Source organism: Streptomyces asoensis (genome assembly GCF_016860545.1).
GTDB classification, from domain to species: Bacteria; Actinomycetota; Actinomycetes; order Streptomycetales; family Streptomycetaceae; genus Streptomyces; species Streptomyces asoensis.
The window spans coordinates 2,115,042-2,142,022 of sequence record NZ_BNEB01000002.1 but is presented as its reverse complement, the minus strand read 5'-3'; the positions used below and the strand labels follow the sequence as shown (position 1 = coordinate 2,142,022).

22 protein-coding genes and 2 pseudogenes are annotated in these 26,981 nt (G+C 69.6%); 10 read left to right on the top strand and 14 right to left on the bottom strand.

The window, feature by feature from the left end; all coding sequences use genetic code 11:
* Positions 1 to 14: 14 nt before the first annotated feature.
* The 7 genes and pseudogenes from Saso_RS12465 to istB all read left to right on the top strand — a co-directional run bounded on the left by Saso_RS12465 (position 15) and on the right by istB (position 12,609).
* Positions 15 to 848: a DUF6338 family protein gene (locus tag Saso_RS12465; RefSeq protein ID WP_307822227.1), complete on the top strand. Its 834-nt coding sequence runs from the start codon at positions 15 to 17 to the stop codon at positions 846 to 848.
* A complete protein-coding gene (locus Saso_RS12460) occupies positions 845 to 1,951 on the top strand; it encodes a hypothetical protein (protein WP_189919398.1) in 1,107 nt (368 codons plus the stop codon). Before Saso_RS12465 ends, Saso_RS12460 begins: the two co-directional genes overlap by 4 nt.
* Positions 1,941 to 5,027 carry a CHAT domain-containing protein gene (locus Saso_RS12455; RefSeq protein ID WP_189919396.1) on the top strand — a complete coding sequence of 1,029 codons (3,087 nt, stop codon included), beginning with the start codon at positions 1,941 to 1,943 and terminating at the stop codon, positions 5,025 to 5,027. Before Saso_RS12460 ends, Saso_RS12455 begins: the two co-directional genes overlap by 11 nt.
* Positions 5,024 to 9,322 carry a tetratricopeptide repeat protein gene (locus Saso_RS12450; protein ID WP_189919394.1) on the top strand — a complete coding sequence of 1,433 codons (4,299 nt, stop codon included), beginning with the start codon at positions 5,024 to 5,026 and terminating at the stop codon, positions 9,320 to 9,322. The genes Saso_RS12455 and Saso_RS12450 overlap by 4 nt, the downstream gene beginning before the upstream one ends.
* A gap of 242 nt (positions 9,323 to 9,564) precedes the next feature.
* On the top strand, positions 9,565 to 10,155 hold the full coding sequence (locus tag Saso_RS12445; protein ID WP_189919392.1) for a transposase: 591 nt from the start codon (positions 9,565 to 9,567) through the stop codon (positions 10,153 to 10,155).
* A gap of 90 nt (positions 10,156 to 10,245) precedes the next feature.
* Positions 10,246 to 11,776: pseudogene (istA, locus tag Saso_RS12440) on the top strand (IS21 family transposase); the annotation flags it as partial.
* 62 nt (positions 11,777 to 11,838) lie between these two features.
* Positions 11,839 to 12,609, top strand: a complete 771-nt coding sequence (istB, locus tag Saso_RS12435) for an IS21-like element helper ATPase IstB (protein ID WP_189919390.1) — start codon at positions 11,839 to 11,841, stop codon at positions 12,607 to 12,609.
* 72 nt (positions 12,610 to 12,681) lie between these two features.
* Here the strand turns inward: istB and Saso_RS12430 are convergent, their stop codons facing one another.
* The 7 genes from Saso_RS12430 to Saso_RS12400 all read right to left on the bottom strand — a co-directional run bounded on the left by Saso_RS12430 (position 12,682) and on the right by Saso_RS12400 (position 17,321).
* Entirely contained in the window at positions 12,682 to 13,032 is a 351-nt protein-coding gene (locus tag Saso_RS12430; RefSeq protein ID WP_067253547.1) for a hypothetical protein, read from the bottom strand.
* Between the two features lie 125 nt (positions 13,033 to 13,157).
* Positions 13,158 to 13,601 carry a hypothetical protein gene (locus tag Saso_RS12425; protein WP_189919388.1) on the bottom strand — a complete coding sequence of 148 codons (444 nt, stop codon included), beginning with the start codon at positions 13,599 to 13,601 and terminating at the stop codon, positions 13,158 to 13,160.
* A gap of 355 nt (positions 13,602 to 13,956) precedes the next feature.
* On the bottom strand, positions 13,957 to 14,280 hold the full coding sequence (locus Saso_RS12420; protein WP_230426619.1) for a YciI family protein: 324 nt from the start codon (positions 14,278 to 14,280) through the stop codon (positions 13,957 to 13,959).
* A gap of 29 nt (positions 14,281 to 14,309) precedes the next feature.
* A complete protein-coding gene (locus Saso_RS12415; RefSeq protein WP_189919384.1) occupies positions 14,310 to 15,116 on the bottom strand; it encodes an anti-sigma factor domain-containing protein in 807 nt (268 codons plus the stop codon).
* Positions 15,103 to 15,714: a sigma-70 family RNA polymerase sigma factor gene (locus tag Saso_RS12410; protein WP_189919383.1), complete on the bottom strand. Its 612-nt coding sequence runs from the start codon at positions 15,712 to 15,714 to the stop codon at positions 15,103 to 15,105. Before Saso_RS12410 ends, Saso_RS12415 begins: the two co-directional genes overlap by 14 nt.
* Positions 15,711 to 16,412, bottom strand: a complete 702-nt coding sequence (locus tag Saso_RS12405; protein ID WP_189919382.1) for a class F sortase — start codon at positions 16,410 to 16,412, stop codon at positions 15,711 to 15,713. The genes Saso_RS12410 and Saso_RS12405 overlap by 4 nt, the downstream gene beginning before the upstream one ends.
* A 72-nt stretch (positions 16,413 to 16,484) precedes the next feature.
* Entirely contained in the window at positions 16,485 to 17,321 is an 837-nt protein-coding gene (locus Saso_RS12400; protein WP_189919381.1) for a DUF4397 domain-containing protein, read from the bottom strand.
* A 194-nt stretch (positions 17,322 to 17,515) separates the two neighbouring features.
* On the opposite strand from Saso_RS12400, the pseudogene Saso_RS12395 reads away from it, so the two are divergent.
* A pseudogene (locus tag Saso_RS12395) lies at positions 17,516 to 17,830 on the top strand (IMP dehydrogenase); the annotation flags it as partial.
* Positions 17,802 to 17,954, top strand: a complete 153-nt coding sequence (locus Saso_RS39045) for a hypothetical protein (RefSeq protein WP_372442434.1) — start codon at positions 17,802 to 17,804, stop codon at positions 17,952 to 17,954. The pseudogene Saso_RS12395 and the gene Saso_RS39045, both read left to right, overlap by 29 nt.
* A 16-nt stretch (positions 17,955 to 17,970) precedes the next feature.
* Here the strand turns inward: Saso_RS39045 and Saso_RS12390 are convergent, their stop codons facing one another.
* From Saso_RS12390 to Saso_RS12365, 6 genes are all read right to left on the bottom strand, one after another.
* Positions 17,971 to 18,834, bottom strand: coding sequence for a MurR/RpiR family transcriptional regulator (locus Saso_RS12390; RefSeq protein ID WP_189919380.1), 864 nt, complete (start codon positions 18,832 to 18,834; stop codon positions 17,971 to 17,973).
* Positions 18,835 to 18,951: 117 nt separating this feature from the next.
* A complete protein-coding gene (locus Saso_RS12385) occupies positions 18,952 to 20,250 on the bottom strand; it encodes a cyanophycinase (protein WP_189919379.1) in 1,299 nt (432 codons plus the stop codon).
* Between the two features lie 98 nt (positions 20,251 to 20,348).
* Positions 20,349 to 21,566, bottom strand: a complete 1,218-nt coding sequence (locus Saso_RS12380; protein WP_189919378.1) for a M20 family metallopeptidase — start codon at positions 21,564 to 21,566, stop codon at positions 20,349 to 20,351.
* Positions 21,563 to 22,315, bottom strand: a complete 753-nt coding sequence (locus tag Saso_RS12375; RefSeq protein WP_189919569.1) for an amino acid ABC transporter ATP-binding protein — start codon at positions 22,313 to 22,315, stop codon at positions 21,563 to 21,565. The genes Saso_RS12380 and Saso_RS12375 overlap by 4 nt, the downstream gene beginning before the upstream one ends.
* An 8-nt stretch (positions 22,316 to 22,323) precedes the next feature.
* Complete coding sequence (locus Saso_RS12370) at positions 22,324 to 23,277, bottom strand: amino acid ABC transporter permease (protein WP_189919376.1); 954 nt, start codon at positions 23,275 to 23,277, stop codon at positions 22,324 to 22,326.
* A 2-nt stretch (positions 23,278 to 23,279) separates the two neighbouring features.
* Positions 23,280 to 24,098 (bottom strand): ABC transporter substrate-binding protein, encoded by an 819-nt coding sequence (locus Saso_RS12365; protein WP_229901144.1) that lies wholly within the window; start codon positions 24,096 to 24,098, stop codon positions 23,280 to 23,282.
* 900 nt (positions 24,099 to 24,998) lie between these two features.
* Between Saso_RS12365 and Saso_RS12360 the strand changes: the two genes are divergently transcribed.
* Positions 24,999 to 26,267: an MFS transporter gene (locus Saso_RS12360; RefSeq protein ID WP_189919372.1), complete on the top strand. Its 1,269-nt coding sequence runs from the start codon at positions 24,999 to 25,001 to the stop codon at positions 26,265 to 26,267.
* Positions 26,268 to 26,472: 205 nt separating this feature from the next.
* Here the strand turns inward: Saso_RS12360 and Saso_RS12355 are convergent, their stop codons facing one another.
* A complete protein-coding gene (locus tag Saso_RS12355; RefSeq protein ID WP_189919370.1) occupies positions 26,473 to 26,970 on the bottom strand; it encodes a DUF3291 domain-containing protein in 498 nt (165 codons plus the stop codon).
* Positions 26,971 to 26,981: the final 11 nt, after the last annotated feature.

Here is a 26,981-nt window from a genome sequence, read left to right as displayed (position 1 = left end):
TCTGCCCGCATACTATCGGGACGCACCCGGCGAGGTGGACAATCCGTCACCGATTTTCGCCGTCCGAGGAGGCAGCCATCCCCACCAGCGTCGCCGGCCTCATGCTGCTGCTCGTTCTCGCTCTTCCCGGCTACGTCTACCACCGCGCCCTGGCCCGGCATGTGCCCGGCCGTGTGTACACGGCGTTCCAGGAACTGGTGTCGATCCTCTTCGCCAGTGTCGTCGTGGACGTCGTCGTCGTGGCCGCGCTGGAGGCCGGATCCCGCCTGGACCTGTGGTTCTCGCCCTCCTTCCGCGCGCTCGTCGGCCGCCCGCAGGCCTACGCCACTGTGCACTTCGACGCAGTCGCGGTCTGGGGAGCAGTCGCCATGGCCATCGCCTGCGCCCTCGCGTACGCGGCGGGTGCGGGCCGTTGGTCGAAATCGCTCCCGAGAACCGTGAGACAGCGATGGGACGACCGGGCCCGTCGGCTGGAACCGCAGATCTCCTCCTGGTGGCTGCTCTTCCGCGAACACCCGGACGCCGAGGTCTACGTCGGCTGCGTATTGGAGGACGGCACATATCTGGCAGGTGTGCTGCACAGCTACAGCCGCGTGCCGATGGAGCACGGGGACCGTGAGCTGACCCTGCGCGGGGACATCCTGTACCGCCCCCCGGGAGAGACCGAGGCATCCGTGCTGCCTCAGGTCAACGCGGTCGCGGTGAGCGCCCGACGGCTCTCCTTCCTGACCGTCAGCTACCTGCCGCGGGAGACGGCGGAGCCGTCGCCCCCGCTGCCCCCGTCCTCCCCCGATCCCATCGCCGACCCCGAGCCGTTGCCGGTGCCCGCCCAGGGAGATTCCTCATGACCGTTGTCCTCGGCGAACGCTGGGGTGGTGCCCGCGTCAGCTCCGAGATCGCCGCCCTGGTGTTGCGCGCCCAGTACGCGGCGGCGCTCGACCGTTCCCCTCACGTGCGCCACGAGCACCTGATCGCTGCTCTGGGCGCGGCGCAGGAACCCGCCGGCTGGCGCACGGTGCTGCTCGCCGGCGGCATCCCCGCCGAGCGGCTCAGCTGGTCCCGGGAGGCGGCAGCCCGCCCTTTCCCGGTCGGCGGCGGTCCGGCGGAACCCCCGCTCCCGGCTGACGACTTACGGGAATTCCTGCTTGAACTGCCCGGCTGGGCACGGCTGACCGGCGATGCGCACGTCACGTCGGTCCATCTCGTGGCCGCGTTGGCCGAGACCACCGCCGAAGTCTCCGGGAGCACCCCGTTCCACCGCCTCGGACTCACCGCCGACTTCGTACTGAGCGCCGCGGCCCGGCACCGGTCCCGCGGGTCCGGTGGAGACGCCGCCTTCATGAGGGGAACGGACGGACGCGCGGGAGAGACGGGGCAGGAGGCGTTCCGGCTGCCTCCGCCGCCGAGCACGGCCGACCTCGCCGTGCGCACCGGCAAGCGAGGCTCACCGCTGCTGAGCAGGCTGATGTCGGCCGAAGGACTGCGCGAGGGAGCGGACCTCGGCACACCTCTGGCCCTGTCGCGCGTGCGTGTGCTGACCGCGTCACTGGTTGTGGAGTACGCCCTGGGGGCGATCTGCTTCCTCGCCGTGGGTCTCCGTACAGTCGAGTACGGCTGGTGGTGGCCCATCCTGGCCTATGCGCCGTTCAGCAGATCACTGCGCAGCTCGCCCCTCGCGGTGTGGCTGGCGGCGCGGGTGCTGATCGCGTGGCTCGTCCCTCCGTTCCTCGTGTGGTTGGTGCTCGCCTGGACGGCCCTCGAAGCCTTCGGGTTCCGTATGTTGCTGTTGATCAGGCGCGTGGAACGGGCCGACCCGGCGCTGTCGAGGGTTTCCTTCACCCGTGACAACCGTGCCATGGCGATTGAGGCGCTGCACGACGTCTTCGTCGGCCTTGCGCGACGGCGTGGGCACACTCCGAGGACCGGGCGCGAGGAGAGCGATGTCAACTGAGCGGACATCCGCGCGAGCCGGACGACTCGCCCCGGAGATGTGCGACGAGGAGGCGGCCGAGCGCTGGCTGGCCGGACGGGGCGGTGCCGAGGACCGTGCGGCCGAGGAGACCATCAGCTTCCAGGACGTCCTGCTCGCGATGACGGGCATCTCCACGAGCTATGCGTTGTCCCTGCTGCCTCGTTCCCTCAAGGGCACCCTCATGCTGAGCAGACGTCGTACGACGGGCAGGACCATCGGTCTCTGGCACGCGGACAGCCTGCACATCCACTGGCGGGCGGCCCTCCTCCCCGCCCTCCTCGACCATTTGGTCATCGGCACGGCCGTCGCACAGCTGCTGCGGTTCGTCGGCCTGGCGCAGCCGGCTGTCGTCGTCATGGGCTTGGCCTGCGGCCCGCTGGCTGCCCTGTGGCGCCTCGTCCGGGTCTCCCGGCCCGCCGTACTGGTGGCGGCGGCTCCCCCTCTGACCGCCGCATGGCTGGACCCGGCATGGTGGTGGCTGGACGCGATCTGCTACGCCATCGCGCTCACCTTGATTCAGGCCGTGCATCTGCATCGCAGTGTCATCGGTAAGACCTGGACCGCGGTCGGCCCGGTCTTCGGGTTCATCCCGTGGCGGGCCAGACTCTCGATGGTCCTGAGAGGACGGTGGTCGCTCTTCGCCACGGCACTGGACCTCGCTTCGAACGGTCGGCAGGCATGCGCTCCCTTCGTCGAGCGGTTGTCCGCGGAGGGGCTCCCCGCCGAGTGCGTCCCCCTACTGACCATGGCCCGGGCACATGTGCTGTTCCTGCGCGACGAACAGTCCGAGGCGCTGCTCGCCGCCCGTGAGGCCGTCAAAGAGGCCCGGAACGTGGGAGGCACCGTGCTGGGCTGGTGTCTGGGTGACCTGTCCCGCTTCCGGCTCCGCAACGGCGAGGAGTCCGCGGCCGCCGAAGCAAGGACGGAGGCCCTCGGGTTGCTGAGCCCCCGCCGCTGCCGACGACACGCGCGTCGGCTGTGGCTGGAACACGTCCGAGGCCATCTGGAGTCGGCTCCGTTGGTGGAACTCCTGGGGGAGATCCACGCCATGCGGCTCATCGCGGTGCGCACCCTCGACCAGCGGCTGCTGCGCGAGACCGAACTGTGGCTGGCTCAGCTCATGGTGCGGGTGGGCAACGCCGAGGGCGCCCGTGAGACGCTGCGGGCCACGGCCCATCACTCGGACGCCCGCGCCGACATCCATGAGACAAACGAGGAGTCGGTCCGCCGACGCCTACAGGCCGCGTTCGTGCTGGTCGAGACGGAGTCGACCAGGGATGACGCGCGACGCGACGCGCTGGCGGCACTCGCCATGCTGCGCGCCGCCGACCGCCCTCTCGCCGCCGTAGCCGCACGGCTGGCCCTCGCCCGGGCGCAAGAACTCGACGGCGACGAGGAAGCGGCACTGACCCAGGCCGTCCACGCGCTCATCGCCGTCCACGAGGCGCGCTACCGGGTGGGAGAGGCACGCGGGCGCCGACTGTGGGAACGGATGCAGCTCACTGCGTACGCCACGGCGCTGCGCCTGGCGAGCCGTGGTTCCGGAGCGGACACCGCCACGCTGGTCGCGGAGATGTTGGAGACCGCCCGCGGCGAGGTGCTGCCCCGACGGCTCGACGCATCCGAACTCGACCGTCATCTGGCCTTGCTGGACGCAGTCACGGCGACTGAGCTCGAGCCGACGGTCGGAGCAGGGCCGTCGCCCGGCTCCAGGACGGACAACCTCTCGGCCCTGTACGAGCTGGGCTTGAGCCCGGTACGCCGTCCTCCCGCCGTCGCGATCGGCGGACGGCGCCTGCTGCCCGGCACCACGGGCACCGACGGCGTTCTCGACCTCGACCGGGCGCTGTTCGCCCTGGCCGGCCGCTGCTGGTACTGGAGCGCGATCACCGTGAAGGACAGGTACTACTGGGCCGTACGGTCGCCCGACGGGCGCTGGTCGTACGGCGACCGGTCCATCGGCCCCGCATCCGAGGCGGCGCGCGCGGATGGCGAACTGCGCGCGGCACTGCCCGTGCGACGCCCCGGCGAGAGCAACGCCGCACTCCGCGAGCGGGTGAGCGCGGGACCGTTGTCGGACCCTGGCAGCTCCGCCGAGGACACGTCGCGAGGCCGCCCGGAGGCCGCAGCCGTCCCCGAACTGGCCCTGCTCAGCCGCGTGTCCCGGGCCTTCCTGCCGCCTCCGCTGGCCACCGGGCTCGCCGAGTCGGGTCCCGAGCCCGCCACGCTCGTGGTCTCCCTGCCCGCGGGGCTGAGCCACATCCCTGTCGCGGCCCTCCCGTTGATCCCCGGCCGGGATCACCGCGTCGTGGACTCCGCACGAGTGCTGCATGTACCCGGCTGGGCGACCGTCGACCACTGCCTCACCCGCCGTCCCCGTACCCGGGGCGGTCCGGTACCCATGAGGTTGGCCGTTCTGCGTCCCGATGCCGAGGACGGAGTGACGGGTGTGTTCCACCCGCCTCCCGAAGCCCGCCACATCCAGAAGGGCCCTTGCACCAAGTCCGAGCTGTCGTCCGTCTTCCGTGCCCTCCACCAGGACCACGGCCTGCTGTATCTGGTCGGCCACGTGGACCCGGAACCCGACAATCCCTACTTCGGCGGGCTACGTGTCCGTCCCGAAGCGGAGGGCGGCGCGGCCCGCGTCGCGATGGCCGACATGGTGCCCGCCCGGACCGAGGCCGGGCCGGCGGAGGGACCGGCCTTCCCCGTACCGTCCCACGTGATCACCGTGGGCTGCGAGAGCCTCGGCCTCCAGCCCCCGCCCGGCACGGAGGCCGTACGGACCGGAGTCACCGAGTGGCTCGGCTTCGGCTCCGCCCTCCTGCTCTCCGGCGCGGAGCATGTCATCTGCACCCTGTACACGGTGCCGGAGACCAAGCAGCTCAACCGGGCCGCCCGGTGCATGGCGCGACGTGTTGCTCAGGGCGTGGCGCCCGTCGACGCTCTGCGCGAGATGCAGCTGACGCACCTGCGGCGGTGGCGCCGCACCCGCAGAGGACATCCCTTTGCATGGCAGTCGTTCGCGTACAGCGGGGTCGGCGGCCGGTCGTGACGCTTCGCACTGTAGGTGTCTCCCTGTTCGGTCTGGCTCCGCTGGCGGCGGGGGCGTGGTGGGCTTTCCTCCACCTGCCCTGGCCGGTCGCGGCCGCCCTGGTCGCGGTCGCCTGGCTGCTGCCCCGCCACCACGTCATCGGCGTGCCCGCGGCCGCTGCCGCCTGGCTGTGGCTCGACCTACCGGACCTGCCGTTCCTCGCCGCCGTCTGTTGCCGCACACTGTGGGAGCGTCCCCTCCGGCTCTGGGCGGCGTCCCCGTTGCGGTCGCTCGGCGTCTCTCCAGGGATCCGATGTCCCCACTCGGCGCGCGACCGTATCGCGCACGCCGACCGGGACCTGCGAAGAGGCCGGCCCGCGACCGCTCTCCAGGAGTATCTCGAGATCCTCGCGGCGCACTCACCGGGGGACGACTGTCTGCGCCCCCTGCTCGGCAGGGCGGCGGAGGCCGCGTTGCGCTCGGGTTGTCCCGTGCTGGCCGCGGAGCTCGCCGCCGGAGCCGCCGTCGCCTCCACCGCCCTCCCGCTCGGAGCCGACGCCGTGCGCGTGGTGCGCGCCCAGACGCTTCGTGCTTGGGCCCTCGACGAGTCGGACGATCGCGACAGCGCGGGCGGCGCCCTGCGCGCAGCCCAGTCGTTCACCCAGAGAAATCGCGACACCGATGAACTGCTGCGCACGACGGCTGCTGTGATCCATCTTCGGAACCGGCGGCTGACCGTGGATCCCGAGAACGAATACAGGTCGGTGGCGGAGGCACTGAGCGGCCAACGGATCCGGGCGGGCAACCAGCGCGCCCTGTTCGCCCTCCACCGGGCCGCCGGGCACCGCCTGGCCCGCGCGGGCTCCCCGGGGGAGGCAGCGGACGCGTTCCACCGGGCGGCCGAGGAGACCGGCGTGTACCGCCATGTGGTCTTCACGTCCCTGCGGGTCCTCACCTGGTGGCGCGTCCGTCTGCCGGTGCGCTGGCGGCACGCCGTGCGGATGTGGACGGAGGCGCAGGCCGACGAAATGCGGCAGCGGATCGACGAAGGGTACGCACCCGCCAGCGATGACAGGATCGCCCGCCGTGCCGCCTGTCACCTCGCGGAGCACTTCGATGATCCGCTTCTGACGGCACGGCTGCGCATCTACCGCGACGAGTTGGACCGCCGTTCGCCCACGGAGACGGACGAGCAGCCCACCTCCGGGAGACGACACGCCCCCGAGAGGCGCGCCGCCGTCTTCGCCGACCCGGTGGCCCAGCGCGCGTGGGCCAGGCTTCGCCACGAGACCCGCACCTGGAGCGACACCGCTGCCGGACAGGACGAGGCCGCCTGGTGGGAGGGATGGCACACCCCTCAGGAAGCCCGCACCCATACACAGGTGGCACAGCGGCTGTTCGAGAGACTCCGCGTGGTCGAGCCGACAGTGTTCGCCCCCGCTCTCGTCCGCGTCCGGAACAGTCTGCTCACGCACCCTCGGCATGGCCCGGTACCCGGCTCCAGGATCGGCCCGGCCGAGCCCGCCCTCGTTCCCGCCGTCCACCATGCCACCTCGGACCACCGCGACCTCGGGGTGGCCCACTCGCCGTCTGCTCGCACGCCTCTTCGGCCGCCGGGGGGCGTGGCCGGGACACGCGCACCGATCCCGGCGGCCGCCAGCGGGCCGGGCGCCGAGCCCCCGACCGCCCGACCGACCGGCGGTCCGACGCTGCCCGACGCGGCCGAGGCGGTCCGGCGGGACCCCACGGAGCTCGCACCGCCCCGCCTGGTGGCGCCGCGCCTGTTGGTGGAGCCTCCCGGCTGGCTGACGCGTGTCGACCGGCTCACCGGCGGGCGGTGCTGGCCGGTGCTGTCGGCCATGGCGGAGGCCCACGCCCTGGGACACGGACAGGTGACGCCAGGGCACCTCCTTCTCGTCCTGCTCGACGAGCCGGGGTGCGCGCTGCTGACGGAACCGTGCGGCTTCGACGCCGGGCGACTGCGCCGCGCGCTGCGCGCGCAGTACGGAGCCGACGGCGGTCCCGGAGCCCGGAAGGTGCCGGAACCGGACCGCGACCTGCGAGCGGCCCTCAGCCGGGCCCGGGCGGCCGCCGCACACGCCGGTGAGACCGGTCTCGCCGCGGAGCGACTGCTCGAAACCCTGACAGCTTCCCGCCGAGGGGGCCTCGCGGCACTCCTCGGCACAGGGGGAGCGGACCTCGACGAGGCGTACTTTCGGGTTCGGCACCGGCACAGCCCGACCGCCTCCCTCTGCCCGGTCCCCGAGATCCGCTGGAGCGGTCCCGGCTTCCCTCTCGAACTGCTCACTCCTGACGCCCGCAGCGCCGTGGCCCGTGCCGCCCGGCATGCGGCCGCGACCACGGGTTTGCTCGGGCCGGAGGGGATCCTCGCCCAAGTGGACCCGTCTGCATCCGTCGCGTCCGGGGACCCGGGCGAAACGGCGGCCGACCGTGTGCTCCGCTGCCGCGCCACACCGGCCGCCGTCCGTCTTCTGCTGACCGCTCGACAGGCCGCCCGCGTACAAGGGCACCCCGGTGTGGACATCGAGCACCTCGTGCGGCAGTCCCCGACCGGGCTGCCGGCCGCCTCCTCCGTACACGCATTGACGTCCTCCGCACAGGCCCATGCACAGGGGGCGGGCGCGGCCTGGATCGGCCCCGAACACCTCGCGGCGGCATTGGCCGGCTCGACCGACCCCGCCGACACGCTCCGGGGACCGCTCCCCCTGACGCCGCTGGCCGCCCGGACACTGGCCACGGCCGCCCGGTCCGCGGCCGCCGAGGGCCGCACCACGTGGGAGGCCACCGATGTGGGCCGGGCCCTTCCGCTTCTGTGGCGACCCGTGTCGCCCCGGCCGGCATGGGAGGACCGCGCCGCTCATGGACCGCTGACCTCGCTGGCCGAAGCACACCAGTGGGACCAGGCGATCGCCGCGGAGGCCCACCGGGCGCGACGAGCACTCGCCGCGTCGAACCCGGCGGCTGCGCGGACCGCCCACGCCACGTGGATGTGGATGCTTCGTTTCCTGGTCAGGGTCGACCGCGTGGCTGTCGAACCCCGCCTCGCCGACGAGCTGATCACCGCGGCCGGCTACCACGGGCCGTGCCCGGCGGCGCCCCGTGCCCTGGAGGAGGCCGCGGTCCGGGCCCGGGTGGTGGCCGCGCGTGTTCCGGGCGAACCGGCACGGTTGGCCGGTTCTCTCGCCAGGATCGGGGCCTTGCACCGGGAGTTCGGCTCGGACGCGACGGCGGCCGATTGCTACGACGACGCCGCGAGACTCCTGCGCTCACCCGCCCCCCTCTGGCTGAACGACCCGGTCCTCGACGGTCTGCTCGCCCAAGTGCTGCTGCACCGGGCGCGGATCCTGGTGACCCAGGATCCGGCCGTCGCTCCGGCCGCGCTGGTGGAAGCCGCGAGTCACCGGCTGACCGCGGCGGCGGAGAGCGACGCAGGCCCCTCGCGTCGGACGGCAACGGTACGGGCCTCGCTCACGGTGATGCGCCACCTCGACGCGTTGGGCGAGGGCCCGGCGGCCGTGGACATCGCGACGCGAACCCTCCGCCTCTTCGGCCCGGCGGAGCGGGAGCGGGCCCTCGTCCCGGTTCACCACGAACGGGCCGCCCTGCTGTGGCAGCTGGGCCGCGGCGACCTCGGCGAGGCGGACCTCGCCGCCGCGGTGGAGCTCGACCACGACTCGGTCTTCGCGTTGCTGGCCCACGGCGGATTCCTGCTGCGCGTGCGCCGCTTCGACGAAGCGCTCGACGTCTTCACCCGGGCCCGTGACCTGCGGCCCGACGACGCCCAGGTGTCGGCCCGGCAGGCCGAGGCGATGGTGGCCCAGGGGCTTTACGCGCAGGCTCTGCCCCTGCTGCGGGAAGCGGACACGCCCCTTCTGCTGCTGAGCCGCGCCCGGGCACTGCGCGGGCTCGGCCGCCTCTCAGAGGCCGCCGCGGACACCCGAGCGGCCAGCGCGGCGGAGCCGGACACGGCCTGGTATCGCTACCAGCACGGCCTCTCACTCCTGACAACGGGCGAGGAGCAGCACGGACGGCGGCAGATCGGCCTGGCGCTGCGCCTGGAGCGCGGTGACCTCGGCACCAGCGAGCGGTGGTACGGGTTGGGCGCGGGCAAGGTCGCCGTGTACTGCGCGGCACTCGGTGGCCCGCGCCAGGCCCGTGCTTGGTACAACCGGGCGCTGCCGGCGATGCGGTATCCGTGGGAACCGGACGAACTCTGTTCCGATCTGCGCGAACTGGCCGCCTTGCGCCCGGAGCTGTCGGAGTTCGTCAAGGAGTTGACATGGGCGAAAGGCTGAGCGACCAGGACCCAGATCCGACCTCGGCCGCGTCGGAGTCTGCGCCTTCGGGTCCATGAAATTTCGCTGGGCGAGGTCACCGGTGACCAGGGGCCGCCACGGGGTGGTGCGGGAGCCGCCGCCCCCACCGGCCGCTGGGCGCAGACCTCGTTCACCCCAAGAACGGCGTCCACCAGCACGGTTCCGGTCGCGTCGAGGCCCGCTTCCTGGCCATCGAGCCGGAGACCGCGTTATACACCGCTGTGGCCCTCACTCCCGGCGTCGGGCCCGAGCACCACGAGGCCACCGTCGGCGTGGACCTGCTCGCCGGGGAAGACAGGCCGGTGGACGCCTTCGGTGATACCGCCTACTCCACCGGCGAGGCCCGCCAGGCCCTCGAAGCAGCAGGCCACCTGCTGTTTTTCAAACCCGCGCCGCTACGGGCGGCTGTCCTGGGCGGCTTCACCCTGGACGACTTCGTCATCAGCACCGCCGCCGCCACGGTGACCTGCCCCGCGGGACACACAGTTGCGCTGTCGGACCCCGGCGGGCAGCACAACCAGCGCAAGGCGGCTTTCGGGAACCTGTGCACCGGACGTCCCCTGCGTGAGCGGTGCACCAAAGCCAAGGCCGGCCGCATCGTGACCGTCCGCCCCCACCACGACCTGCTCGCGGCTGCCCGCCGCCAGGCCACCACCGACCCCGGCTGGCAAGCCGACTACCGGCGCTGGAGACCACCGGTCGAACGCGCAGTCGCCTGGCTCCTCCACCACGGCAATCGTCGTTCCGAGCTCCTGCGCATCCCTGGCAGAGGAGACAACCGCGATCCGGGGGCATGCCGGTGCTCGGGTTGAGGGTCCTGGCCCTCTCGGAGACGTCGCGGTCCCTCGACCTGCGAACCGAGAGGTCGACGGACACGCCGGATGGCAAGGAGAACATTCACCGTGATCGACATCGTCGAGATCTACGTGCACTGGTACGCAGGCCGCTCCAAGAGCCAGGTGTCCGCCTCGCTGGGGGTGGACCGCAAGACGGTCAGGAAGTACCTGGCCCCGGCCGAGGAGGCCGGCATCACCCCGGGCGGCCCGCCGATGAGTGAGACAGACTGGGCCAAGCTGCTCAAGAGCTGGTTCCCAGAGCTGGCCAGCCGGACAGCTGAACCAGGTCAGGTGGGGCGAGATCGAACCGCACCGCGACTACGTCAAGTCGCTGCTGGAGACCACGACGGTCACCACGATCCACCAACGGCTCCGGGACGAGGGGAAGTTGAAGGTGTCCTTGTCGACGTTCCGCCGCTGGGTGCATGAGAACCTGCCCGACGAGGCGGCCCGCTCGAAGATCACGGTGCTGCGGGATGTTGTCGAGCCGGGCTCGGAAGCCCAGATCGACTACGGCTTCCTCGGGCAGTGGATCAACCCGGCCACCGGGAAACGTCACCGGATCTGGGCGTTCGTGATGGTGCTCCCCAGCTCGCGGCACATGTTCGTCCGCCCGGCGGTGCACATGGACCAGCACGCCTGGACCCTCGCGCATGCGGAAGCCTTCCGCTTCTTCGGTGGCGTCCCACGGCGTCTGGTCCCGGACAACCTGAAGACCGGGGTGGACAAGCCGGACCTCTACGACCCGCAGATCAACAAGTCGTACGCCGAACTTGCCGCCTACTACGGCACGTTGGTCGATCCGGCCCGCGCCTCGAAGCCGAAGGACAAACCCAGGGTCGAGCGGCCCATGCCTTATGTCCGTGACTCGTTCTGGAGCGGGCGCCGGTTCACCTCGCTGGAGCACATGCAGGCCGAGGCCCTGCTTTGGGCGACGAATGTCGCAGGCCAACGGCAGTGCCGACCGTTGGGCGGCGCGAAGCCGTTGTCGGTGTTCGAGGCGGTGGAGGCCAAGGCTCTTGTGCCGCTGCCCGAGACGCCGTTCGTTCTGGCGAGATGGTCAACTGCTGTGGTGGGGACGGATATTCACGTCAAGGTCGGCCGCACCCTCTACTCGGTGCCCTGGAAACTCATCGGCCGCCGGGGCGATGTCCGCTCCACCGCCACCATGGTCCAGATCTTCCACGAGGGTGAGCTGGTCAAGACCCACGCCGCCCTGGAGCAGGGCAAACGGACCGACAAGAACGACTACCCGCCCGAGAAGATCGCCTTCCAGATGCGGACGCCGATCTGGTGCCGCGGCCAGGCATCACAGGTCGGCGATGCCTGCCGTGAGGTCATCGACCAGCTGCTGGAAGTCAACGCTCTCTACCGGCTCCGCGCGGCCCAGGGGGTCCTCGGACTGCGGAAGAAGTACGGCGATGCCCGTCTGGAAGCCGCTTGCATCAAGGCCATCACGGTCGGTGACCCCTCCTACCGCACCGTCAAAGGGATCCTGGTTGCCGGCACCGAGACCGATCCGGAGCCCGAGACCGGCGACGGCGGAGCCGCGGCCTTCCTGCACGGCCCCGAAGGCCTGTTCGCCACCACCGTCCCCACCCAGACTCTGGGCGACTTTCACGACGACCAGGACCACGGTGACGCTGAGGAGGCCGTGCGATGAGCGTGATGACCACCGCCCTGCGCGACTCGCTGAAGACCCTGCGGCTGTCCGGGATGCTGGAAACACTCGACGCCCGCCTCACCCAGGCCCAGAAAGGCGAGCTCGGACACCTCGACTTCCTCCAGGTCCTCTGCCACGACGAGATCACCCGCCGCGAGTCCGTCGCCCTCGAACGGCGCCTGCGCAGAGCGAAGTTCGAACAGCAGGCCACCTTGGAGGGCTTCGACTTCAACGCCTCCCCGAAGCTGCCCGCCGCACAGATCCGCGACCTTGCCGCCCAGCGCTGGCTCCACTCCGGCAAGTCCGTCATCCTGTTCGGCCCCGTCGGGGTCGGCAAGACACACGTCGCGCAGGCCCTCGGCCACCAGGCTATCCGCCAGGGCGCCAACGTCCGCTTCGCCAAGACCAGCCGCATCCTGGCCGAGCTCGCCGGCGGTCACGCGGACCGCACCTGGGACAAACGCATCCGCGAACTGATCCGGCCCGACGTGCTCATCCTCGACGACTTCGCCATGCGCCAGCTGTCCGCCGCCCAGGCCGACGACCTCTACGAACTCGTCTCCGAGCGGCAGGGCCGGTCCCTGATCATCACCAGCAACAGGGCACCCAGCGACTGGTATCCCCTCTTCCCCAACCCGGTCGTCGCGGAGTCCCTCCTCGACCGGCTGATCAACGCCAGCCACCAAGTCATCATGAACGGCCCCAGCTACCGACCCAACAAACGACCGAAGGGCCCTACCGACCCGACCAAGCCCCCGGTCAAATAGGCGAAACCACCTCAGGGGCTGGGCAGTTGCGTGGCCACAGCCCCTGAGGGATCACCGTCGACACACTCCGGCTCACAGCCACCGCTGAGCGGCTTCGACGCTGTCACCGCCGCTCGTGTTGAACGCGATCGCCGCCTTCGGCGCATGCCGCCGAACCAGATTCACGACCTGCTCAAACAGCGGCATGAGCGGCTCCGGCTTGCGGATCCCACCCCCGATGACGACGACGTCCCAGCTGTGCTCGGACAGCGCTGCAACGATCGTCGACTCGGCCGACTCGTCCAGCTCGATCAGCGTCATGGACGCATCGATGGCGTGATCGCCGAATCTGGCCAGTTCCTGCTCAAGGGCCGCTCGGATGGCGTCTCCGTCCATCCCGGGCACTGCACGCGGGTCGATTCCAAGAATTAGAACGCGGGGCATGCTCAAGAAGACGATCAGCCGATCGTCCAGGTTCCCGACGCACGAAGCCGGTGCCCCCAGCGGAGGGACGACGTCCTGGGGAACTACGTGAAGTTAGCCGCGGGGAATTACGTGACCGTCGACATTCAGGACTTGGTCGTCGTCCATGCGCTGCACGAGCTGTCGATGACATGCTTGTTGTGCCATTCGCCGGCGCAGACCCGCAGCTCAAGGATGTAGCCCTCGTGGAGGTCCTTGTTCTGGTACCGGTATGTCTGGAAACCGGCCGTGTTCCAGATGGTGCCTTGTCGAATGGTCGCCTGGCTCTCGGGGTAGACGAGGCGCCAGGCAGCGAGGGTCGCGTGATCGTCCTTCTTCTCGTCGACAATCTCGAACCAGTCCCCGACCTCGCGGAAGCAGGCCTTGCCCACGGAGTTGTGGGCGCACGCCATGGCTGACGGAACACTGCCGTCAAACGGTGTGGCGTCGGCCTCGTCGATTTCGAAGTTGACGGCCGAGGCGTTGCCGATCGTGAGCAAGGTTGCGGCGGCGATGCCACCGAGGACAGTGGCTATTCGTGCTTTGCGCAAGGTAGTTACGTCCCTTGATGGATATTCAGCTCGAACGCCGGGAGTCCAACAACGGCCGACACGACGATGTGGATCGGCGTTGGTTGCCGCGCTCGGGGCGGAAGTTGAGCGTTCGGTTCGGCGTGAGGACATCGCCGTAGTCGTGTGCCTGTCCGGCCGCCCTGATTCCTGGGGCCGGAATCGACCACCGGGGCACCACCTCCTTTGAACCCGCGCCGACGCGCTCGCGCGGAGCGGGGCCAGGGTGTGGGTGCGGATGACGCCGGGCGAAAGCACGCGATCCAGCGGCTGTGCCCTCGCGTTTCCCGTCCGGCTGCGCGGTGCGTCGTGGCCGGGTGGCGAGGGCCGGCGATGGTCAACAGCCCGGGGCCAGCAGTGAGTCCAGGGCAGGGTGGACTCGTCCCGGAGTGATCGTGGTGATGGTGTATTCCGCCACGCCGTTGACGACGAAGGGGTCCTGCGCGGTGATCTGCTCGATTGCGGGGCGGTCGACGCCGTGGGCGATGATCACGCCGCCGATCGACGTGGGGACGGTCCGACCGGAGATCAGGAAGGTCCCATTCTGGTGGTGCCGTTCCAGGTAGGCGACGTGGCCAGGGATGAAGGGCTCTGCGGCTCGTTCCGGGGCCGTGTAGTGCAGTGACAGAAGATGCAGCATGATCCTCTCCAGTTCGCGCACGGGTCGGAGAGGATCATGTCAGGGAGGAGTCAGCCGGCGTAGGGGCCTCGGACGATGCTGTCGCCGGAGTGGTCGGGTTTGCCGTTGTAGGGCTGGACGGACACATCGACCACGGAGTAGTCCGAGAGGTCGACGTTGTCGGGTACGGGCAGAGCGGCCCGTCCGTCGGGTCCCAGTACTCCCATGGAGATGAGCCTGGTGTGGGAGCGGTCCATGAGCCAGACCTCGAAGTAGCCGGGGTTCGGCGGCAGCCCCTTCACGGCGACGTCGAGGGTCCGGTGCCCGTCGCTTTCGTCGAGGCGGGCGTAACCCGTCGAGCCGGTCCGCAAGGAGTCGAGCCTGGAGCCGTCCGTGGCAGCCGGGGCACTGGTCGCACTGTTCTGGGTGGCCCACCACGTGATGGCACTGCCCGCGCCCGCGCCGAGCAGGGCGGCGCACGCGGCGAGCGTCACCGCGAAGCGCCCCGTCCGGCGTGACCGGCGCGCAGCCGACGTGGCTGTCGCGCCGCCCTGACGGGTGTCATCGGCCGCCGAGAGATGTCTCCTTGTCTCGTGCGGAGGGCTGGGGCGGTGGGTGCCGTGACCGGGGTCGGCAGGGTGTTCATGGTGTGGAGCGATGTGCAGCTCTTCGGCGATGGACTCCCACAGGCCCGCTGGAGGTTCGAGCAGTTCGTCATCAGGGACCGAGGTGGGCTTGGCGGTCGTGATGACGTAGGCGTAGGCGTCGAGCTGCCGCCTGCAACGGTCGCACCGGCTCAGGTGTTGCGTGGCGGAGGAGGAGGGCGGGCTCTCCCCGAGCGCCATCGCCGCGAGCGTCTCTTCGTCAAGGTGTTCCACCGTCCACCTCCAATCGGTTCCTCATGCGGATCAGCCCGCGTCGCGTATGACTCTTGACGGTGCCCAACGGCAGTCCGGTCCGTTCGGCGATCTGAGCCTGTGTGAGGTCCTCGTAGAACGCCATTTTCAGTACCGTCTGCTGCTGCTCGGGAAGCTTTTCCAATTCGTCGGTGAGCAGGACGTGGTCGAGCACGGTGTCGGATGAGGTGGTCGGCTCCCGCGTCGCTGGTGTGGCCGCGACCGTGGCCGCTTCCACATTCCTTTGATGCTGCGAACGCCGGGTCAGGGCGTCGGCGATCTTCTTGTGCGTGATACCCATGATCCACGTCTTCAGAGAGCCGCGCTGCGGGTCGTAGCTCTTGCGTCCGCGCCAGGCGCCGACGAAGACCTGCTGAGTGACGTCCTTGGCTTCCTCCGCGTCTCCGAGTTTCCGCGTCGCCACGGTGAAGACCAACGCACCCAAGCGGCGGTACGCCTCGGCCAGGCACGACTCGTCGCCGTCCGCGAAGCCACGCGCCAGCTCCTCGTCGGTGGCGGAGTTCACGGCAGCCACACTAGCCGCCAGAACCCCTGAGCCGCCCCATGCCGGCGCGGTCATTCAGGTACCTGTCCGGCGGTGACCACCAGGTTGTTCTGGTACCCGCCCTTTTCCGGCACGTAGGGACCGGAGCACGTGATCAACGTCAGGACCGGCGGGCCGTCCCTGCGGAACGCCTCGGAGCCGGCCAGCTCCTTCTTTCCCACGGTGCGGCGCGCCGTGACGCGGTATTCGACACGGCTGCCGTCCGCACGTTGCACGATCGCCCGATCACCCTGCCTCACCTCGTTCAGGGCGACCAGGACGCCCAACCCGTACCCGGTGGAGTCGACATGGCCCACGATCACTGAGGACCCCTCGGCCGAGCCCGGAGCAGGAGAGAACCTGTACCAGCCGACGCGCTGCGGGTCCTTCGGCACCTCCGTCTGCCCGTCGGGGGCCACTCCTACCGCGTCCACCGGTGCCCGGACACCGAGGCGGGGCAGGATCAGCCCGGTGGGCTCGGGCTCGATCGAGGGGGAAGGCGATGGCGTGCCCCGCTCGCTGTTCCCGGCAGCCGGGGCAGCCGGTGGCTGGGCTGTACGGGAAGGCGCGGAGGCGCTCCCGCCGGAGGCTGCACCGAAGTCCGCAGGTCTGGTGACGGGACCGTCCGAAGAACGCGAAAGGAGCACGGCGGCGACCACGAGTCCGGCGAGCGCCAGGGCCAGCCCCGCCAGGACGGAACGTCGTGACCCGGGTCTGCCTACGAGAAAGAACATGTCTCCCTGCCTTGGCCGGATGGGTGCTGCATCTGACGGGCCAGGGGCAGCACCCACGCGGCGTAGCTCGTCTTACCGTGTGGAAGAACGCAGCCGCCACAGCAATCCGGCAGCGCCCAGAGCGGAGACCGCGCCCAGGGAGAGGGCGCCGATGGGCAGACTCTCGTTGTGGGCGGCGGCCTGCCCGCTCTCACCGGCCGGCACTCCGTCCGGCGCGGAGTGCATGCCGGTCAGCGTCTGCGTCTTCAGGGCCAGGTTCTTGTCCTCGGCGCTGCCCCAGGCATAGACGACGGTATTGGTGCCCTCGCCGAGGTCCAGTTCCGCGGGACCGATGGCCACCGTGTTCGTGCCGGCCAGGACCACGTCGGCGGATATCGTTCCCGCTGCGACGTCGCCCTTGGCCTCCTTGGGGTTCTCCAGGTTCTTGAACACCGGAGTTCCGTCGGCACGCACGTCGACGGCGGGCGCGGCGGCGACGTGGCGCACGGTGAGCCGGGCCTTACCGGCGGGCACCTTGGAGGTGTCGTTGACGAAGGCGTCGAGTGCGGGCTCGCCCTGAGCGTTCAGGTGAGCCACCACGGTGGCATTGGCGCCGGAGGGTACGTCCACGGTCTTCTCGATGGCGGGTGTGCCGCCGGGCCCTTCTCCGTCCTTGAAGATCTTGATGTCGTACGACCCGGCATCGAGTTTCATGGGGTCGGTGAGGGTGCCCGGCTTGAAGTCGGGGATGAGCTCCTTGTCTCCGGCGTAGACGTCGACGGTGAGGCCGGGCACTGCGTGCAGTACCGAGACGGTGGCCTGGTTGTCGTCGGAGGCCTGCGGCTGCGCGAGCGCGGGCGCGCCGGCGGCCACGGACAGTGCGACGGCGATTCCCGCGGTCAGGGCGGTGCCCGTAACACGACTGGTCATGGGGGGTGCTTCCTTTCCGATGGAGAGCTGCTCGGGTTTGCTGGAGACGCATTCCATCGGCGGCGGGAAGCTGGATTCAAAGAGGACAAGATCTTTTTCGGATTCTGCCAGGGAGCTCGCGTTGCTTGTGCCGTGCTGTCACCCAGACCGCGAAGTGCGGCGAGGCCGGCGGCGATGGCGGGTTCGTGCGCTGTGCCCCGTTCGTGTGGTCCGACGGCACCTGCGACTTCTGCCGCGAGGGCCTGCACACCTCCTGCCCGCAGGGCGGCTGAAGCTGCCGCCCGGCCTGCTCGCCCTCTCCGACGTCATGAGCACCGGCCACCACGCGGCCGTGACGGCCGGTGTGCGGCCGGGCGTTCGCGATGGTCGGCGACGGCGCGGTCGGCCTGTGCGGCGTGCTCGCCGGCCAGCGGCTCGGCGCGGGCCGAATCACCGCACTGGGCCGGCACGAAGCACGGACCGCGATCGCCCGTGGTTTCGGTGCCACCGACGTGGTCGCCGAACGGGGACCCCGGCGCGGTCTTCGACCGCAGCGTCGGCCTGGACGGCGTGCCCGAGGGCTACCGTGCGATGGACGCCCGCACCGCGCTGAAGGTCCGCATCACCCTCTGCCGTGCGGTCTCCCCGGTATGAGTTCTCGGGCGCCCTGTCAGACCAGGCCGACACGGCGGGCGGTTTCCTCACTGCGCTGCATGTGCCGGTGAGCCTCCTCCCCGAGGGTGCTGATCACGCCCGCGACGACGGTCTCGACCACCGCCATGGTCGGCACGAGGCTGTCATAGGGAGAAGGTGTGGAAACGCGGCTGGGGAGGACCACCTGGGCGTGTGCGCTTGTGGGCGACAGAAAGGTGTCCGTGAAGACGATCACTTTGCCGCCGTGTTCCTGAGTGAGCTGGGCGATGGCGAGCGTTTCGTCCTCGTAGCGGCGGTAGTCGAAGACGACGACGACGTCGCGTCGCGTGAACTCGGCGAGAGCGGCGGTGCGTTCGACGTCACGCTCGGGCAGGAAGCGCACATTGTCGCGCAGTTGCATCAGGTGCAGGCCGAGGTACTGCGCCAAGAGGTGGGAGAAGCGTCCTCCGACCAGCGTGATGCGTCGTTTCGGGTCGGCCAGCAGGGCGATGGCGTTCTCGACGTCCGCGGCGGGCAGTTCCGCCAATGTCTGCGCGACCGCAGTGCTGAACAGACCGCTGCTGCGCGCGAGGAGACCGGTGGTGGAGTCATCGCTCGAAGCGGCCTCGCCGGCCTCGTAGAGCGCCAGCGGCGAGGCGTTGCGCTCGTCCAGTTCCGCACGCAGGGCTGCCTGGAAGTCGGGGAATCCGTTGAACCCCAGCCGTGCGACGAACCTGAGGACGGTCGGTGAGCTGACCGCGGCGCGTTCCGCGATGGTGGCGATGGTCTCGAAGCCGCTTGCCGGATAGGCGGAGAGCAGTACGCGGGCAACCTTGCGTTCGGCCGGGCTCAGTTCGCCGAGCCTTCGGCGGATGTCGTCGGCGAGTGTGCCGGTGACCATGGGGGTGTCCTTTCCGATCATGCACGAGGCACGGTCAGAGCCTAGTGGCTGATCAGGGCGGCCAGGCAGCGATCCGGCACTCAGCGCGCGCAGACGTCAGGGGCCAGCCAGGCGGTGTCAACAGGGTGTGATGCTGATCCGCATGCCGATCAATGTCTGCGGGGTGCGGCTGTCGTCCTGGCTGTAGGCGCTGAAGCGACGGTCTTTGGTGAAGGTCACCGTGAATCGGGGCCCGGTTTCGTAGGTGGTCGCCGTGGCCTGCCGAGGGTCGCGGGTCGCGGCGAGCTCCCGGGCGGTGGTGCGGAAGGAGTAGGGAACGCCGGTGGGGTTGGCGGTCGAGTAGAACACGTCGTGGTTCGCCGGCACCGGTGTGTTCGTCTGCGGCAGGAGGAGGTCCTTGTCGCGTGCTGGTATCGCCTGCCAGTGGCGGGCGTCGTAGCGGTCGCCGTCGGTGAGGTAGGTGTAGGTGGCGTCGGTGAGGCTCCAGCCGGCCGGTTGGCGCCGGGTGTGGACGTGCCGCAGGTCGAAGATGCCGACGCCGTTGGCTCCCAGGACGGTGAGATCTTCGTGCCCGGTACCGGGGTCGTCGACGACAAGGGCGGTGTTCTCCTCGAGGGTGTAGACGCGGGTGTGGCCGGTGTCGGCGGCCAGCCGCAGGGCGCGCCCCTCCCGGCCCTCGGCTCCTGTGTGGGTGTCGATCAGGCCGGAGCGCAGGAAGGCGAAGCCGCCTTCGGGGAGGTAGCCCGCAGTGGTGGGATCCTCGAAATATCCTGGCGCGCTGCCGTCGCGCAAGGCTGTGTAGGAGTCGCCGCCGGTGACCATGTCATGGCCGGCGGCGATCTGCGCGCCGGCGGAGGTTCCCGCGACGACGGCCCCCTGTGCGAGCTTGGCCCGGATGGCGGCCAGGACTTTGGAGTCGGTGTGCCGCTCCCCGTGCAGGAGAGTGGTGACGTAGCGGTATTGGTCGCCTCCGCCGAAGAAGAAGCCCGTCATGGAGTTGATCTGAGCGACGACGGCGTCGGAGTCGGCGTTCGCGATGTGGTCGAGGTCGACGGGAATCCACTGTGCGTCCAGGGCTCCGTGCTTCTTGAACAGCGAAGCGTAGTAGGCGCCGTTGCACACCGAGTTGCTACAGGTGTCGGGGTCGGCCGCGTCGGGGTCCTGGCTTTCGGGGACCGAGGCGGCCGTGAGGACGCCGATGCGGGCGTCGCTTGCGCCCGCGCGGTCGATGATCTCGCGGTAGATCCGGGTGTTGTCGTCCTTCAGTCCGCCACCGACCAGCACCAGGGAACCGGGGTGTGGCTGCGTACGGTGCCGGGCGGCAGCGTCGGTGGCGGGCGCGACGGCAAGGACGAGGGCCAGAACGGTGGTTGCGGCCAGGCCGGAGCGAAGGCGCGGCGGGGTGGGCTTTCTCATGTCGTCTCCTGAGACGGGCTGGGGGTGGGCTGACCGCCACGCCCGGCTCGAGCGGGGCACGGCGGATGTCGGGCGGGATGCGGGCGTGGCTCTGAGGGTCAGCGGCTGTTGCCGATGTCGCCGAGGAAGGCGACGAGGTCGGCCAAGAGCGTCACGCGCTGAGCGACGGTGCTGGTGTCCAGCCATTCCTGTGGCGTGTGATCGGCTCCCCCGACGGGTCCGAGTCCGTCGAGGACGGGTACACCTGTACCCGCGATGAGGTTCGCATCGCCGACACCGCCGGTGGCGGTGGCTCCGAGGTCGAAGCCGAGGGCTTTGGCGGTGGCTTTCGCCCGGGTGAGCAGGTCCCGTGCCGAGGGGGTGTCTTCCATGGGCGGGCACAGGTCCGTCTGTTCCAGGCGGACCGAGGTTCCTGCCACGGCGGGATCACGGGCCATGTCCTCGATGGCCTGCTCGGCCCACTTGATGCCGGCTACGGTGTCGGATCGGACTTCCAGCAGAAGTTCGGCCTCGGCACAGACGATGTTGGTGCGGGTACCGGCGCGTATCACTCCTACGTTGACGGTCACGCCGTCTCGGCGTCCGTTGAGGGCTTGAACGGCGACCAGAAGGTGGGCGGCGGCCAGGGCCGCGTTGGCACCGCGCTCGGGCTCGATGCCGGCGTGCGCCGGGCGCCCGGTGACGGTGAGGCGGTAGTCGGCGACGCCCTTGCGGGCGATGACCAGGTCGCCGTTCGCCCGTGCTCCTTCCAGCCCCAGCGCGTAGTGCATGCCGCGGGCTGTGGCCTCGGTGACGGCGCGGCTGACCGGTGAGCCGATCTCCTCGTCCGGGGTGGCCAGGAACACCAGCTCCGCGTAGTCCGGTGCGGCGTGTTCGGCGAGGATCGCCAAGGCCGTCAGTCCCGCTACAAGGCCGCCCTTGTCGTCGCAGACCCCGGGGCCGTAGGCGATCGGACCGTCCAGGGAGAAGGGCCGTTCGGCGGCGGCGCCGTCGTCGAAGACGGTGTCCATATGTGCTGCGAGGAGAATCCTGCGTCCGCCTTGCGCCTCGGTGAGCCGTCCGCGTTTGCGGGCGACGAGAGTGTCCCCCAGCGGCGGGTCGTTGTGCTGGGTGGGTGCCTGTCGGTCCACGGTGAAGCCGAGCTTTTCCAGGCGGGCCTGGACCCAGTCGGCGACTTTGTTGACGCCGTCGGGGCTGAAGGATCCGGAGTCGATGGCGACGATTTCGGCGAGGTCGTCCAGGTACTGGCTTTGGTGTGCGCGGGCCAGGGACAGCAGCTCGGTGAGCCGGTGCTGGTGGCGCTCGCGGTTCGTCACAGGACCTTGGCCAGGAAGGCCCGGGTGCGCTCGTGTCGCGGTTCCACCAGCACCTGCCGGGGATCTCCTGCTTCGACGACGACGCCCTGGTCCATGAAGACGGCGGTATCGGCGACCTCACGGGCGAAACCCATTTCGTGCGTCACCACCACCATGGTCATGCCGTCGGCCGCCAGCCGGCGCATGACATCGAGAACATCGCCGACGAGTTCCGGATCCAGTGCTGAGGTCGGCTCGTCGAAGAGCATCAGCTTGGGCTTCATGGCCAACGCTCTGGCGATCGCCACGCGCTGCTGCTGGCCGCCCGAGAGCTGGGCGGGATAGTACCCGGCACGATCTGCGAGGCCGACCTGTTCCAGCAGCAGTTCGGCTTGCTCGCGGGCTGCGGTTCTGGCTACGCCGCCTACCTTGACGGGGGCTTCGGTGATGTTCTCCAGGGCAGTCATGTGCGGGAAGAGGTTGAAGCGCTGGAAGACCATGCCGATGGAGCGTCGCCGGTCGGCGACCTCCCGTTCCCGCAGCTCACGCAGGGTGTCGCCCTGGCGGCGGTAGCCGACCGGTTCGCCGTCGACGGTCAGCTTGCCGCCGTCGACCTTCTCCAGATGGTTGATGCAGCGCAGGAAGGTCGATTTGCCGGAGCCGGACGGTCCCAGCAGACAGCACACCTGCCCGCGCTCGACGATCAGGTCGATGCCTTTGAGAACCTCGAGGTGGCCATAGCGCTTGCGCACGTTCTCGGCGTGCATCATGGGGGTGCTCATCGGGCCGTCTCCTTTCGGGTGCGAGGGACGAGGCCCGTGACGCCTTGGAAGATGCGCCGCAACGGGGAAACGTGGCCGGAGCGTGTGGTCCCCCGGCCGTAGCGGCGCTCCAGCCAGGCCTGCGGGAGACTCAGCACCGTCACGAGGGCGAGGTACCAGATGCTGGCCACGACGAGCATGGGGATGACCTGATAGTTCTGGCCGTAGACGTCCTGGATGTTGGACATCAGGTCATGGGCGGAGATGACCGAGACCAGTGCGGTCATCTTGAGCATGTTGATGGTCTCGTTGCCCATCGGCGGGATGATGACCCGCATGGCCTGGGGCAGGACGATGCGGCGCATGGTCATCGCGGGCCGCATGCCCAGGGAGTGGGCGGCCTCGGCCTGCCCGGGGTCGACGGACTGGATGCCGGCCCTGACGATCTCCGAGGCGTAGGCGGCCTCGTTGAGGCCGAGAGCGAGCAGTGCTGCGACCGCCGGGGTGAGCAGGGAGTTCGTCTCGGCCTGGAAGAAGGTGACGTGGGTGAACGGGATGCCGATCATCACGTACTTGTAGAGCGCTGCCGCGTAGCCCCAGAAGATGATCTGCACCAGCAGGGGGGTACCGCGAAAGACCCACACGAACAAGGTGGCCAGCCCGTACAGAACGGGGCTGGACGAGAGACGCATCACCGCGACGAGGACGCCGAGACCCAGGCCGACGGCCATGGCGGCGGCGGTGAGCCACAAGGTGGTGGACAGCCCGTCGAAGATCAGGTCTGCGAAGAGGTAGCGGCCGACTACGTCCCAGTGCAGGTTGTCGTTCTTGGCCAGGGATCCGACCAGGCCGGCCAGGGTGGATGTCGACACGGCCACGGCGACCCAGCGGGCGTGATGGCGGACCGGAACGATCTCCAGATCGGGTGTGGCCGGGGCGCGGTGGTCAACGGTTGCGGTGGTGTCGGTCATCTTCACTCGACCGCCGCGTTCTTCGTGGCTTCCTTCACCGCGATGGACGTCACTCCGTACTTCGCGAAGATCTTGCCGGCGGTACCGTCGTCGATGAGGGACTGAAGGGCCTTCTGGATGGCGGTGCTGAGACCGGGCAGTTGTTTGGAGACCGCGATGCCGTTGGGTGAGGCGTTGTAGCCGCCCGGCGCGGCGGGGTCCTCCACCAGGTCGAAGACCTTGCCGGCATCGGCCGTTTTGGCCGTCCAGCCGGCTGCGGGCTTGGTCAGCACCTGTGCGGCCACCTTGCCCGAGCGCAGCGCGAGCTGGGCGTCGGAGTCCTTGGGGAAGGTCTGGACGTCGATCTTCCGGCTGCCTGCCTTCGTGCACGAGTCCTGATGGTTGCGCAACAGGTCCAGCTGGTTGGTCGCCGCCTGTACGGCGACCTTCTTCCCGCACAGGTCGTCAAGGCTGGTGATCTTCTCGGGGTTGCCGTCGGCGACGAGGATGCCCGAGCCGGACTGGGAGTAGTCGACGAAATCGACCACCTTCTGCCGTTCCTTGTTGTCCGTGATGGCGGACATCGCGGCGTCGAACTTCCCGGCCTGAATGCCGGGGACGATGCCGTCGAACTTCTGCGGAGTGAACGTGAACCGCACTCCGAGTCTGGCTCCGAGCGCCTGGCCGAGGTCGTAGTCGAGACCGGTCAGCTCGCTCTCGCCCTCCTTGGCGAACATCTCGAACGGCGGGTACGGCACGTCGGTGGCGACTCGCACGACACCTGCGTCCCTGATCGCGGCAGGCAGTGCGTCGTGCAGGATCTGGTCCTTCTGTACCGCCACGCCTGCCACGGAGGCTGAACTGCCGGCCGCAGGAGTGGCGGTATCGCCGTTTCCGCAGGCCGAGAGCAGTGCGACAGCTGTGGCTGACGCGGCGACCGCCGCGTAGCAGCGGGTAGGGCGAGCGTTCATCGTTGGCGTACCCCTCAGGTGTCCGAACCGACGGAGGTCCGTCGGCCGCATGAGGAAGTTACAGAAGACGACCATCTTTGGCTAGATGTAACGCACGTTACGTCGATGGCAAGGGTCCTGCCGCCAGCCGCATCGACGCAGCACCCCGCCTCTGAACAGCCTCTATGCCTTCCAGTGACCCCAGGTCTCCCGAATCAAGGCATACATCCAGCACCACAGAGCCAGCTCTTGTACGTTCCGACACGGGGCATGAGGGATCTCGTTCCGACCGAAGCGGGCCCGCCGCACCCAGGCCGCTCCCGGCAGTCGCGGCAGCGGGCACAGCCCCCGCTCGGCACTCCGGATTCCGGTCTTCACCTTGCGCGGGGTCGGCGCCGGCCTCGCGGCACGACCCGGGCATTGCGGAACTCCTGGAGCAACCAGCCTCGCCAGGAACGACCCCGAACCCGAAAGGCCGTCACTCCGCACGCGGCGGCGATAGGGGGCTTATACCGAAATCCGGGCCCCGGTGCAATGAGTTCATTATCCCGCCGAAAACACCTCATACCCATGAGCCGGACCCCACTCGATACGCAAGAGCTGCACGGGAAGGTAAGGTTAAGCCGTCAACTGTCGACGAAGGCGCGTCAGTTAATCGTTCTTGCCACATTTGCGCGAACTTTCACTCCGCACGGTTTTCGGCACAGCTGATGTACGAGCACCGCTTTCAGCGCGTGCAATACCTCTCGTTCTCCACCCCATTCGACACACCTCGCCGAAAGCCTCCCATTCGTGGCCCTCACTGCATACGAGGACCGGCCTGCCGGTCGCCATGCCGCCCTTCCGCCCGGCGGGCTCATCCGGCGGATCTACGGTCCGCGTGCGGGTGATGCGCTGGCATTTTCGATGTCAACGTATGCAATGCCGCTTCTCGTCCTGACGATCACTAATTCCGCCTCTTTGACGGGTCTCGCGTTCGCGCTGGAATGGACGCCGCGGATCGCGGCGTTCGTCCTTGCCGGGAACGTCGTGGACCGTCGCGGGGCAGCCATCGTGGGTTTTCTGTCGTCCCTGGGCCGAGCCACCGTGGTGGCGGGTTGCGCGGTCATCTTGACGATGCTTCCGCGAGGTACCACGCAGACGTCGGCCCTATTGGTGCTGGTCGCCCTGACCGGCGTCCTCTCCCAGTTCGGGTTCGTCGCCAACGAGGCTGTCGGAGCGGTCGTCGTCCGGCGGGGCGAAGCCCGGCCCGACGGAATACAAGCGGTCCTGGTCGGTATCGATCAGACGGCCACGGTCATCGGTCCGCTGCTCGCCGGTTTCCTCATCCTGGCCGGGCCGGGATGGATGCTCGGATGTCTGAGCGCGGTGTCATTGTCCGCTGCCGTGCTCGCGCTTCAGACCCCGCCGACCCCGCTGCGTGTCGCGTCCAAGGGGAGGACGGGAGGAGCCGGCGGGCTGCGTACGGGCCTGCGCACACTGGTGGGACTGCCCGCTCTGCGGTGGCTCGTGGGAGGACTGGCCTGCTCCAACCTCGCCCTCGGTCTGCTGCAATCCGCCAGTCCGGTCATCGTCGTGGAGACCTTCGGTCGCTCGCCTGCCAGCGTCGGCACCATGTGGTCCGCTGCCGCGGTGGCCACTCTGCTCGCGATCACGTGCTGCCGTCTGGTCCTGGGCCGCTTCGGCCTATGGGCTGTGGGAGCCATGTCCGCGGTACTCGCCTCGGTGGCCTGTCTGGGCGTACCGCAAGCGTCGTCCTTCCTCTCCTACACGATTCTGGTCGCGCTCTTCATGGCGGGCGACGGCGGCCTCACGGTCGTGTTGCGCACCGTGCGCTCGATGGTCATCCCTTACACGGCGCTCGGGGCCACACTGTCGCTGACCATGCTCGTCCTGCTGCTTCCCTTTCCCGTCGCCGGCATCCTGGTCGCCCTCACTCCGGCCGCCGATCTGGACAGAGCGGTGCTGAGCTGCGCCGCCCTCCAGGCCGTCGCCCTGGCCGTCACCTTCATCAGGCTCCGCCGCGAACCGGTCCTGCGCCCGGTCGCCGGGCAGAGGTGAATCCGACCACGGAACGGGCGACCAGTTGATCGCCAAGGCCGCCGCGCGAGGGGCCCCGCCGGAGCTGGAAGAGGGCACCTGCCCCGATACCGGCGGAGCTGGACGAAGGGTCGGATGTGCGGCGGTGGAGAGGTGAGCATGAGCTGGTGACGCCACTCCGGGTCAGGCCTGGTGACGCCGACCGGGCGCCCTGGGGGCGGCGTACTCAGTCTGCCCCGGCGGCACTGCCCGAAGGTGCGGCGGCCTCGGCGGCGGTGTAGGCGGAGGCGAACGTGAACGCGCGCGGGGACGGCCCGTGCGCCCGCAGGTCGGCCAGCCGCTCCAGCGCCTCGCCGACGGTCGGGAGGTGCCCGGCGGGGATCCACCAGAGCACCAGGTGCGCTTCGACATGCCGCTCGAACCACTCGCGTCGCCGCCGCATCACCTCGAGGTGCCCGCTGCGGTAGGTGAAGTCCCACAGGGCTTCCTGTGTCTGCCACACCGTCAGGTTGACGATGACGTCCTCACCCGCCGGGCGCAGACCGGTAGCGTCTTCCGCTCCCTCCTCCACAAGCCGCCATACGAAGCCGGGCGCGCCGTCTGCGGCGGCGTTGACCGGATCGAGCATCTCGACGAAGGGCGCCACGCGCGGATCGTCGAGCGGGTGCCGGAGTGTGGCGACGTTGAGCTGAGCGAGATGGCTGGCCTGTGCGGATGCGGTCATGGCCTCCATCT